General features: G+C 67.8%; 11 protein-coding genes and 2 pseudogenes. 8 read left to right on the top strand and 5 right to left on the bottom strand.

Features of this window, described 5'->3' with window-relative positions; genetic code table 11:
- Window positions 1–248: pseudogene (locus AC1DY5_RS27630) on the top strand (IS110 family transposase); the annotation flags it as partial.
- Window positions 249–260: 12 nt separating this feature from the next.
- Here AC1DY5_RS27630 and AC1DY5_RS27625 read toward each other — a convergent pair.
- Entirely contained in the window at window positions 261–428 is a 168-nt protein-coding gene (locus AC1DY5_RS27625; RefSeq protein ID WP_478116571.1) for a hypothetical protein, read from the bottom strand.
- Window positions 429–616: 188 nt separating this feature from the next.
- On the opposite strand from AC1DY5_RS27625, the gene AC1DY5_RS27620 reads away from it, so the two are divergent.
- Together AC1DY5_RS27620 and pbpC are read left to right on the top strand one after the other, a co-directional pair.
- Complete coding sequence (locus AC1DY5_RS27620; RefSeq protein ID WP_478116570.1) at window positions 617–1,522, top strand: polysaccharide deacetylase family protein; 906 nt, start codon at window positions 617–619, stop codon at window positions 1,520–1,522.
- Between the two features lie 46 nt (window positions 1,523–1,568).
- Window positions 1,569–3,728, top strand: a complete 2,160-nt coding sequence (gene pbpC / locus AC1DY5_RS27615; protein ID WP_478116568.1) for a penicillin-binding protein 1C — start codon at window positions 1,569–1,571, stop codon at window positions 3,726–3,728.
- A gap of 301 nt (window positions 3,729–4,029) precedes the next feature.
- Here pbpC and panE read toward each other — a convergent pair whose 3' ends face one another.
- Window positions 4,030–4,965 carry a 2-dehydropantoate 2-reductase gene (gene panE, locus AC1DY5_RS27610; protein ID WP_478116567.1) on the bottom strand — a complete coding sequence of 312 codons (936 nt, stop codon included), beginning with the start codon at window positions 4,963–4,965 and terminating at the stop codon, window positions 4,030–4,032.
- A gap of 71 nt (window positions 4,966–5,036) precedes the next feature.
- Window positions 5,037–5,480 (bottom strand): cyanase, encoded by a 444-nt coding sequence (cynS, locus tag AC1DY5_RS27605; protein WP_478116565.1) that lies wholly within the window; start codon window positions 5,478–5,480, stop codon window positions 5,037–5,039.
- Between the two features lie 135 nt (window positions 5,481–5,615).
- Here cynS and AC1DY5_RS27600 point away from each other — a divergent pair, with 135 nt between their 5' ends.
- The 4 genes and pseudogenes from AC1DY5_RS27600 (at window position 5,616) to AC1DY5_RS27585 (ending at window position 7,981) form a co-directional block, all read left to right on the top strand.
- Entirely contained in the window at window positions 5,616–6,773 is a 1,158-nt protein-coding gene (locus AC1DY5_RS27600; protein ID WP_478116564.1) for an alpha-hydroxy acid oxidase, read from the top strand.
- Between the two features lie 215 nt (window positions 6,774–6,988).
- Window positions 6,989–7,207 carry a hypothetical protein gene (locus AC1DY5_RS27595; RefSeq protein WP_478116562.1) on the top strand — a complete coding sequence of 73 codons (219 nt, stop codon included), beginning with the start codon at window positions 6,989–6,991 and terminating at the stop codon, window positions 7,205–7,207.
- Window positions 7,201–7,419: pseudogene (locus AC1DY5_RS27590) on the top strand (alpha-ketoglutarate permease); the annotation flags it as partial. The gene AC1DY5_RS27595 and the pseudogene AC1DY5_RS27590, both read left to right, overlap by 7 nt.
- Window positions 7,420–7,609: 190 nt before the next feature.
- Window positions 7,610–7,981, top strand: coding sequence for a hypothetical protein (locus AC1DY5_RS27585; RefSeq protein WP_478116560.1), 372 nt, complete (start codon window positions 7,610–7,612; stop codon window positions 7,979–7,981).
- A gap of 18 nt (window positions 7,982–7,999) precedes the next feature.
- Here AC1DY5_RS27585 and AC1DY5_RS27580 read toward each other — a convergent pair whose 3' ends face one another.
- Complete coding sequence (locus AC1DY5_RS27580; RefSeq protein WP_478116559.1) at window positions 8,000–8,560, bottom strand: putative glycolipid-binding domain-containing protein; 561 nt, start codon at window positions 8,558–8,560, stop codon at window positions 8,000–8,002.
- A 105-nt stretch (window positions 8,561–8,665) separates the two neighbouring features.
- On the opposite strand from AC1DY5_RS27580, the gene AC1DY5_RS27575 reads away from it, so the two are divergent.
- Window positions 8,666–9,922: a Y-family DNA polymerase gene (locus tag AC1DY5_RS27575; protein WP_478116557.1), complete on the top strand. Its 1,257-nt coding sequence runs from the start codon at window positions 8,666–8,668 to the stop codon at window positions 9,920–9,922.
- 7 nt (window positions 9,923–9,929) lie between these two features.
- Here AC1DY5_RS27575 and AC1DY5_RS27570 read toward each other — a convergent pair.
- A partial coding sequence (locus tag AC1DY5_RS27570) for a nucleoside phosphorylase-I family protein (protein WP_478116555.1) occupies window positions 9,930–10,398 on the bottom strand: 469 nt, incomplete at its 5' end.

The raw sequence follows: 10,398 nt of genomic DNA, 5'->3' as shown, positions 1-10,398 counted from the left end.
AGACCAGCTACCTGCGAGCGCAGTTCCTGCGCATCAAGGCACGCCGTGGTGCCGAGAAGGCCATCCTCGCCGTGGCCGCTTCCATGCTCACCGCCGCGTACCACATTCTTCGCGACGGCACCGAGTACAGCGACTTGGGCAGCGAACACTTCGATCGCCAAGATCGCACCAAAACCATCCGCCGCCTTATGAAAAAACGACTTCAAGACCTGGGCTGCGATGTTCCTGCGCTGGCTCATACGGGATAGCGCTTCTTAGTCTTAGTAGCGGTACGGATTGCCGGGGCGGCGGTCGTAGCGGTCGGGCACCCCGTCGCGGTCGCGGTCCATGTAGGCGCCGCGCGGCGGCGGCGGTCGATAGCTGTCGTAGGGCACGACGACGCAGCCCGAGAGCGTCAGGGCGGCGAGAACGAGTGCGAGGCATTTCATGTGGATCTCCTGGGATTCGATGGAACGATTCCACCGGGAGAGCCCATGGTCGGCCGAGCCGATGTCCAGGGGTTGTCGACAAAGCGCAGATACGTGAAAGCCGGTTACCGGATGTGCGGTCGGACGCCGTCGAATCGGGATAATTCATTCGCGCATCCGGCATCCCGCCGCCGCCCCAGGAAACCCGAATGACTGCCCGCTACCTCGGCCCGCTGCCCGCGCACGGCCGCTTCGACTACCTGCCGATCACGCGGCGCGCCGACCATGCCTGGCCCAACGGTGCCCGCCTGGCGGTCTATCTGGGCTTCAACCTGGAGCATTTCGCCTTTGGGGAGGGCATGGGCGCATGCATCGGTCCGGCACATCCGCATCCGGACGTGCTGAACTTTTCCTGGCGCGAATACGGCAATCGCGTCGGCGCCTGGCGCTGCCTCGAGCTGTTCGACAGCCTGGGCCTGCCTTCGAGCACGCTGCTCAACACAGCGCTCTACGACCACTGCCCCGAACTGGTCGCGGCCTCGGTGGCGCGCGGCGACGAGCTCATCGGCCACGGCCACAGCAACTCCGAGCGCCAGGCCGACATGGCCGAGGCCGACGAAGCGGCGCTGCTGGCTGACTGCCGCGAGCGGATACGCATCGAAAGCGGCCAGGCCCCGGCCGGTTGGCTGTCGCCCTGGATTTCCGAAAGCCGCCTGACGCCCGACCTGCTGGCCGAGGCCGGCTACCGCTACACCCTCAACTGGTGCCACGACGACCAGCCGATCCGCATGCGCACCCGCAGCGGCCGCACGCTGTGGTCGGTGCCCTATCCGCAGGAGCTTAACGACATTCCGATGATCATCGCGCGCCAGATGGACGCCAAGGATTTCGCCGCCATGGTCATCGACAACGCCGACGAAATGCTCGAGCAGTCGCGCCGCCAGCCACTGGTGATGGGTCTGGCGCTGCACCCGTACATCGTCGGCCAGCCGTATCGGCTGCGGCACCTGCGCCGCGCGCTCTCGCACCTTGCTGGCCTGCGCGACCGCGGCGCGCTATGGTTCACCACGCCGGRCGAAATCTGCCGGCACATGGAAGGACTGGAACAGACATGAAGGCCGAGCCGCACGCCCCCGCGAGGAAGTACCTGCTCGGAGTGCCATGACGCACTGGCTGCGCCCGCTCGCCATCGCGCTGGCCGCCGTGGTCGCGGCGCCGGCCTGGGCCCTCTCCGATCTCGCCGGCTTCGACGAGGTCCGGCGCGACTTCCGCCCGTCCGACACCGCGGTGCTGGACCGCGACGGCGTGCTGCTGCAGCGGGTGCGCACTGACACCAGCGTGCGGCGCGGCGACTGGATCGCGCTCGCCGACATCTCGCCGGCCCTGCGCAGCGCGATGTTGCTGAGCGAGGACAAGCGCTTTTACGAACACAGCGGCGTCGACTGGCGCGCGGTCTCGGCCGCGGCCTGGGGCAATCTCTGGAACACCCGGACCCGCGGCGCATCCACGATCACGATGCAGCTCGCCGGCCTGCTGGGCGACGAGCTGCGTCGTGCTGGCAGTGGCCGCAGCCTGGCGCAGAAGCTCGGCCAGACCGTCGCGGCCCAGCAKCTCGAACGGCAGTGGCGCAAGGACCAGATCCTCGAGGCCTACCTCAACCTGGTGCCCTTCCGCGGCGAGATCGTCGGCATCGACGCTCTCGCGCGCACGCTGTTCGGCAAGGCGCCGCACGGGCTCGATGCGCGCGAAGCGGCGGTCGCCGCGGCGCTCGTGCGGGCCCCCAACGCCAAGCCCTCGCTGGTCGCACAGCGCGCCTGCGAACTGATGCGGGCGATGGCGCCCGACAGCAGGCCGGACTGCGCCGCGCTCGACATGTTCGCGAGCGCAGCGCTGCAGCGGCGCGCCTTCGAATCGAGCGAAGGGATCGCACCGCACCTGGCACGTCGCGCCTTGAGGGACGCCGGCACTACGCGGGAGCCCATCCGCACCACGCTGCATGGACCGCTGCAGCGCTTCGCGCTCAATGCACTGCAGCGCCAGCTGCGCGAACTGCGCGGGCGCAACGTCGAAGACGGCGCGCTGGTGGTGCTCGACAACGCCAGCGGCTCGGTGCTTGCCTGGGTCGGCTCCTCGGGAGCGCTGAGCCGCGCCGCCGAGGTCGACGGCGTGCTCGCGCAGCGGCAGCCAGGATCGACCCTCAAGCCCTTCCTGTTTGCGCAGGCGATCGCCGAGCGCAGGCTCACGGCGGCCTCGCTGCTCGACGATTCGTCGGCGCAGATCAACACCGCCGGCGGCCTCTACATCCCGCAGAACTACGACCGGCAATTCAAGGGCACCGTCTCGGTCCGCACCGCGCTCGCGGCCTCGCTCAACGTGCCGGCGGTGCGCACGCTGGTGATGGTGTCACCCGAAGCCTTTGCGCGCCAGCTGCGCGCGGCCGGCATGCCGCTGGCACAGAATGGCGACTACTACGGCTACAGCCTGGCGCTCGGCAGTGCCGAGGTCTCGCTGCTGACGCTGACCAATGCCTACCGGACACTGGCCAACGGCGGCCGCTTCGGCGACATCCGCTACCTGCCCGGCCCTGCCTCCACTTCGAAAGGCAATGACAGCGCCATCGATGCCCGTGCCGCCTTCATCGTCGGCGACATCCTGGCCGACCCGAACGCTCGCGCCCGCACCTTCGGCCTCGACAGCGTGCTCGGCACCCGCTTCTGGAGCGCCGTGAAGACCGGCACCAGCAAGGACATGCGAGACAACTGGGCGATCGGCTGGTCGCAGCGCTACACGGTCGGCGTCTGGATCGGCAATGCGAGCGGCGCACCGATGTGGGAGGTCAGTGGCACCAGCGGCGCGGCGCCGGTCTGGGCGCAGACGATGGCTTTCCTGCATCGCGGCGAGCCGAGCCGGGCGCCGGCGCCACCGCTCGGCGTGGTGCAGGCGCGCGTACGCTTCGGCGACGAACTGGAGGCGAGCCGCAGCGAATGGTTCATCTCGGGCACCGAGCAGCCGCTGTTTGCGATCGCGCCGGAAGCATTGGCGGCCGAAGCGACGCCGCGCATCACGGCGCCGGCGGACGGCACGATCATCGCGCTCGACCCCGACATTCCGCCCAGCCGCCAGCGCGTGCGCTTCGAGGCCGAGGGCCGCGGCGTGCAATGGCGCATCGACGGCAAGCTCTTCGCGCGCGGCACCCGCGCGCAATGGCTGCCCTGGCCCGGGCGGCACGTGGTGCAGCTTCTCGATGCCCGCGGCCAGGTGGCCGACGAGCTCAGGCTCGAGGTGCGCGGCGCCGGCGTGGTGGCGAGCGCGAAGCGCTGAGGAAGCGTCCGACGCCTGTCAGCCCCGACCGACGGCATGCCACCGACAAACGGCGTACAGCCATCCCGCGCCACGGCCCACGCGGTCGCAAGCTTCGGACTGCTGTCCGAGCCGGCTCGCCGGAGCTATACCTTCAAGCATGGGAGTTCGCTTCCACACTTCAAATGGAGGCTGTGATGCTGATCAAGATGACAACCGTGCCGCAAAGGCAGGACCCGCAAATCGTGGTGGCCTGGATTCGCGCCTGCATCTGGGCCGGCATCGAAGGCTGGCCCTTCTGCCAGCTCAAATAGTACAGGTTTCAGCCGTGGCTCGATTCCCGGGCTCGCCGCGCCTCGTAGGCCAGCAGGTGCGCGTGGACGATGCGCAGCGGCGACATCCGCTTGCCGCCGTCCGCACCGCGCCGCAACAGATCGCCGACGATATGGTCGCCCTCGATGGCCGCGCCGCGTTCGATGTCCTTGAACATCGAGGCCGTCATCAGCGAGCCCTTGACCGCCAGCATGGCGTGCGCCCGGGCCAGCGATTCGGGACGCGGCGCAAAACCGTTGTGGGCCAGGATGGCGGCGCATTCGTCCACCACCGCATCGGCGACATCGGTGCTGCCACTCTGCACGATGTCGCCGACGGTCGCGCGCATCAGGCAGGTCATGCTGGCGGCCGAGGCGATGAACATCCACTTCTCCCACATGTCCTGCAGGATGTTGCCGGAGGCGCGGGCATCGAAATTCGCGCCGGCGAAGGCGGTCTCGAGCGCCTGTACGCGCGCCGAGCGCGCGCCGCTGAACTCGCCATAAGTCAGGCCATGCAGGTCGTTGTGGTGCAGCACCCTGCCCTCCTCGTCGAGTGAGGCCGAGATCATGCACAGGCCGCCGAGCACGCGTTCGGTACCGAAGCGATCGCCCAACAGATCCAGATGGCGCATGCCGTTCAGCAATGGAAGAATGGCCGTCTCGGGTCCGACAGCAGGCGCGAATGATTCCATCGTCTCCGCCAAGTCGTAGGCCTTGCAGCCGACGACGACCACGTCGTACGGTCCACCGAGGCCATCGGCCTGCACCGAAGGCGGCGCCGGCAGCGTCAGATCGCCCTTCGGGCTCTTGATCACCAGGCCGGTCTCCGCCAGTTGCGCCGCGCGCCGGGGCCGCAGCAAGAAAGTGACGTCCTGCCCGGCCTCGAGCAACCTGCCGCCGAAATACCCGCCGAGCGCACCCGCGCCCACTACCAGGATCCGCATGAAATATTTCCCCGTCGATGATGGACGAGGGATTCTGCGCCGATGCCCCAATAACTGCTGGCGACCCTCTCTCAATAGGTCTTGTACGGYAGGAACTTGCCCGACAGCACCACGTTCACGCGGTCGCCCTTCGGGTCGGCCTGGCGCTGGATGTCCATGCTGAAGTCGATCGCGCTCATGATGCCGTCGCCGAACTCCTCGTGGATCAGCTCCTTGATCGTGCTGCCGTAGACGCTCACGATTTCGTACCAGCGGTAGATCAGCGGATCGGTCGGCACCGGGGTCGGCAGCGATCCCTTGTACGGCACCACCTGCAGCCACTTCTGCTCCTCGGCCGTGAGGCCGAAGATCTTGCCGGCCACCTTGGCCTGCGCGGCGTCGAGTGTCATCTGGCCGAGGCAGGCGGCGGTGGTCCACTCCTTCGACAGTCCGACCTTCTTCGCCACGTCGGCCCACTGGATGCCCTTGGCCACCTTCACGGTGATGATCTTCTCGGTGACGTCGTTGCGGTTCATTGCGAGTGCTCCTGTCGGTTGGGTGCACCAGATGCAAGCAACAGCCGTGCCGCCTTGGTGCAGTGGTTACAGGGGCGCGCGCGGTCCCGAAGATAATAGGCGTTGCGCAGCCATAGAACCCAGGAGCCCTTTCTCGTGCCAGACCTGTCCAAGATCACGACCATCGAAGACCTGCGAGTCATCGCCAAGAGCCGCGTGCCGCGCATGTTCTACGACTACGCCGATTCCGGCGCCTGGACCGAGAGCACCTACCGCGCCAACGAAAGCGACTTTCAAAAGATCAAGCTGCGTCAGCGCGTGGCGGTCAATATGGAAGGCCGGTCGACCCGCACCACCATGATCGGCCAGGAAGTCGCGATGCCGGTGGCCATCGCCCCGACCGGACTGACCGGCATGCAGCATGCCGACGGTGAGATCCTCGCGGCGCGCGCCGCCAAGGACTTCGGCATCCCGTTCACGCTCTCGACCATGAGCATCTGCTCGCTCGAGGACATCGCCGAGAAGACCGACCGCCATCCGTTCTGGTTCCAGCTCTACGTGATGCGCGACCGCGACTTCATCGAGCGCCTGATCGAACGCGCCCGTGCCGCCAACGTCAGCGCGCTGCAGCTCACGCTCGACCTGCAGATCCTCGGCCAGCGCCACAAGGACATCAAGAACGGCCTCACGGCGCCGCCCAAGCCGACGCTCAAGAACCTGATCAACCTGGCGACCAAGCCGCGCTGGTGCATGGGCATGCTGGGCACCCGGCGCCGCACCTTCGGCAACATCGCGGGCCACGCCAAGGGCGTCAAGGACCTGTCCTCACTGTCTTCCTGGACCGCCGAGCAGTTCGACCCGACGCTGAGCTGGGCCGACGTCGAGTGGATCAAGAAGCTCTGGGGCGGCAAGCTGATCCTCAAGGGCATCATGGACGTCGAGGACGCGCGCCTGGCGGCGGCCAGCGGGGCCGACGCCCTGATCGTCTCGAACCACGGCGGCCGCCAGCTCGACGGCGCCCCGTCCTCGATCGCGGCGCTGCCGGCGATCGCCGAGGCGGTCGGCACCGAGATCGAGGTCTGGATGGACGGCGGCATCCGCAGCGGCCAGGACGTGCTCAAGGCGCGCGCCCTGGGCGCCCACGGCACGCTGATCGGCCGCAGCTTCCTCTACGGCCTGGGCGCCTACGGCCAGGCCGGGGTGACCCGCGCGCTGCAGATCATCCAGCGCGAACTCGACCTCACGATGGCCTTCTGCGGCCGCACACAGATCGACCAGGTCGACTCCAGCATCCTGCTGCCCGGCACCTTCTGAAAGACTCCAGGGAGGCCTCGCATGTGAAGCGCGGTACCGGCTGACAGCGCCGGCCACGGCCTCGCGGCATCATCGGGAGTGCCATAAACACACTCGAAGAGGCACTTCCCCATGAGTTCCGCTGCGTCCGCCGCGGGGCGGCAGCCGCCGTCGATCCCGCCGCCTCCCTCCGCCACTACACCTCTGAAGAAAAACACCACCGCATCTTCGCGATCATGGCCGCCTCCTCGGGCAACCTGGTCGAGTGGTTCGACTTCTACGTCTACGCGTTCAGCGCGCTCTATTTCGCGCCCTCGTTCCTCCCCAAGTCCGACCCGACGGCGCAATTGCTCAACACCGCTTGCGTGTTCGCCGCCGGCTTCCTGATGCGGCCGATCGGCGGCTGGCTGTTCGGCCGCGTGGCCGACCGCACGGGCGCCGCACCTCGATGCTGACCTCGGTCACGATGATGTGCGCCGGCTCGCTGGCCATCGCCTGCACTGCCTACCTACGCCGCCATCGGTGCCTGGGCGCCTTTCCTGCTGCTGGTCTGCCGGCTGTTCCAGGGCTGTCGGTCGACGGCGAATACGGCACCACCGCCACCTACATGAGCGAAGTCGCCCTGCGCGGCCAGCGCGGCTTCTTCTCGTCCTTCCAGTACGTCACCTTGATCGGTGGCCAGCTTCTGGCGGTGCTGGTGATCGTGATCCTCGAGCACATGCAAAAGTACCTGGTCAACACGGTCGGCCTGCCGATCAAGACCACCAGCTACGTGATGACGTCGCACTGTTCGTCTACAAGTGCATGCAGCCGCTGTTCGGCGCGCTGTCCAACCGCATCGGCCGGGGCGCAACAACATGCTGCTGTTCGGCGGCCTGGGTGCGCTTGCGACGGTGCCGATCCTGACCGCGCTGCAGAGCGTCACGAGCCCCTTCACGGCCTTCCTCCTGATCATCATGGCGCCGGCGATCGTGAGTTTCTACACCTCCATCAGCGGCATCGTGAAGGCCGAATTGTTTCCGCCGGAAGTGCGCGCTCTCGGTGTCGGCCTGGCCTATGCAGTGGCCAACGCGATCTTCGGCGGCTCGGCCGAGTATGTCGCGCTGGGCCTCAAGTCGCTCGGCCACGAGAGCGCTTTCCTCTGGTACGTGACCGGCATGATGGTGCTGGCCTTCGCTGTCGCCTGGCGCCTGCCGCGGCAGGCGATCTATTTGCGCCACGACCACTGAAGGGCCTTGACGGGTGGGTCAGTCTTCCGCTTCCCAGAGCGTCGGGTAGCGCCGCACGAAGCCGTCCGGCGTGACTTCCAGCAACGCCTCGTAGTCGAAGCGTGGCGCGGTGTACCAGTATTCGCCGTCGCTGCGCCGCTCGTAGCGCTGCCGCAGTTCGGTCAGGCCGCCGCCATCGAGGTCGAGCCAGGCCACCGGCGCCTCGGCGGCCTCGCCGAGTGCCAGATGCAACCGCCGAAGCTGCGGCAGGTTGGTCGCCGGCGTGAAGCCCAGGTCGAGATCGACGCAGTGCCCGAGCTCCGCCACCGGCACGTCGTTGAGCTTCCAGCCGCCATGGGAGTCGTGGACGATCGACAGGTCGATCGCCTCGCTGCCGAGCCAGCCGCGCACCGTGCCCCACTGGGTGTGCCAGGCGCGATCGCAGCGCAGGCGGTAGTGCAGCTGAGCGACCCTTCCGTCCTCATGGCGAAACGCGGCTCCGCCATCGATCTGCCAGTTGTCGCCCGCGCGCTCGAGCCGGCAGACGTCATGACCCGGCTGCCCGAGCCGGCGCCAGAGGATCGTTGCGAGCGTCTGCATGGGGCGGATGATGGCACCGGCAAGCCGCGCAACGCAAGCTTCTTTCGGCGCTCCTGGAAGATTCGGAAGCGCAGCGTCAGCGCGGGCCGCGCCGCAGCGGCGACAATGGCCGGCGTGACGCCCGCACCGATCCGCCGCATCGCCCACCTCGACATGGACGCCTTCTACGCCTCGGTCGAACTGCTGCGCTACCCGCAGCTCAAGGGCCTGCCGATGGTGATCGGCGGCGGCCGGCGCAAGGTCGACGAGGCCCTGCGCAACCTGCCCGAAGGCGGCACGCTGGCCGACATCCCGGTGGCGGCCTTTCCACTGCTCAAGGACTATGCGGGCCGCGGCGTGATCACCACCGCTACCTACGCGGCGCGGCAGTTCGGCATCGGCTCCGCGATGGGGCTCATGAAGGCCGCCAAGTTGTGCCCGCAGGCGTTGATCCTGCCGGTGGACTTCGACGAGTACCGCAAGTACTCGCGCCGCTTCAAGCAGGTCATCACGGAGATCGCGCCGCTGATGGAGGACCGCGGCGTCGACGAGGTCTACATCGATTTCACCGACGTGCCGGGCGGCCAGCGCGAAGGCGGACGCGTGCTGGCGCGGCTGATCCAGAAATCGATCCTCCAGGCCACCGGCTTGACCTGCTCGATCGGTGTGGCGCCCAACAAGCTGCTGGCCAAGATGGCCAGTGAATTCGACAAGCCCAACGGCATCTCGATCGTGTTCGAGAACGACCTGCAAACCCRCATCTGGCCCCTGCCCTGCCGCAAGGTCAACGGCATCGGACCCAAGGCCGACGAGAAGCTGCAGGGCCATGGCATCCGCACCATCGGGGAACTCGCGGCGAAAGATCGCGACTGGCTGATCGCCCACTTCGGCAAGGCCACCGGCGCCTGGATGCACGAGGTCGCCTGGGGCCGCGACGAACGGCCCGTGGTCACCGAGAGCGAGCCGGTATCGATGAGCCGCGAGACCACCTTCGACCGCGACCTGCACGCGGTGCGCGACCGGGCCGAACTCGGCGCCATCTTCACCCACCTGTGCGAGAAGCTGGCCGAAGACCTTCAGCGCAAGGGCTACGTCGGCAAGACCATCGGCATCAAGCTGCGCTACGGCGACTTCAAGATCGCGACCCGCGACCAGACCATCGAGGGCTTCACGGCCGACCCGAAGGCTATCCGGCTAATTGCGGGCCAATGCCTCAAGCGGGTGCCATTGGAGCGTCCGCTGCGGCTGCTCGGCGTGCGCGTGGGCACGCTGGCCAGGGCCGGGGAAGTGCCCGCAGAGCCTGCTGTCCGGCCGGCAGCTGCCGGCCGTCGCAGCGGGACATCGGCCGACGAATCGACGACCCGGACCGCGTCGCTGTTTTAGTCCGCTCTCAACGCGGCGTGAGCGCCGGAACGCCGGCCTGCCACTGCGGCCAGTTGACGACGATGTGATCGACCACGCGGCTGCCGACGAGCTCGATGTTCTCGACCGTTTCGGCAAAGCCGCCCGCGGTTTCGCCCGGCGCCGGATCCAGGTGCTGGAGCGTCGTCTCGCGTGGATTGCCCTGGTCGAAATTGACCGCCCCGCGCAGGCTCATCACGCGGTCGGTGCCGTGCTGGCGCTTGATCACGAGCGTGATCGCGGCGGCCTCCATCTCGGTGATCACGTAGTCGTCGGCTCCKTACAGCTTCGCGATGTACTGTGCTTGGTTCGACATGCCGGGGCCGTGGAAGAAGGTGTCGCCGGTCATGTGGGTGCCGGTGCCGACGAAGGGCACGCGGCGCGCCGCAGCCTGCGGGTAGCGCTGTCGGTAGGCTTTCGCCGAATCGGAATCCTTCAGCGGCGTGTCGGCCGACAGC

This window comes from Variovorax sp. P4_D9, assembly GCF_056401695.1.
Note: the sequence above shows the minus strand (reverse complement) of the source record. Positions and strands in the feature narration are given on the sequence as shown.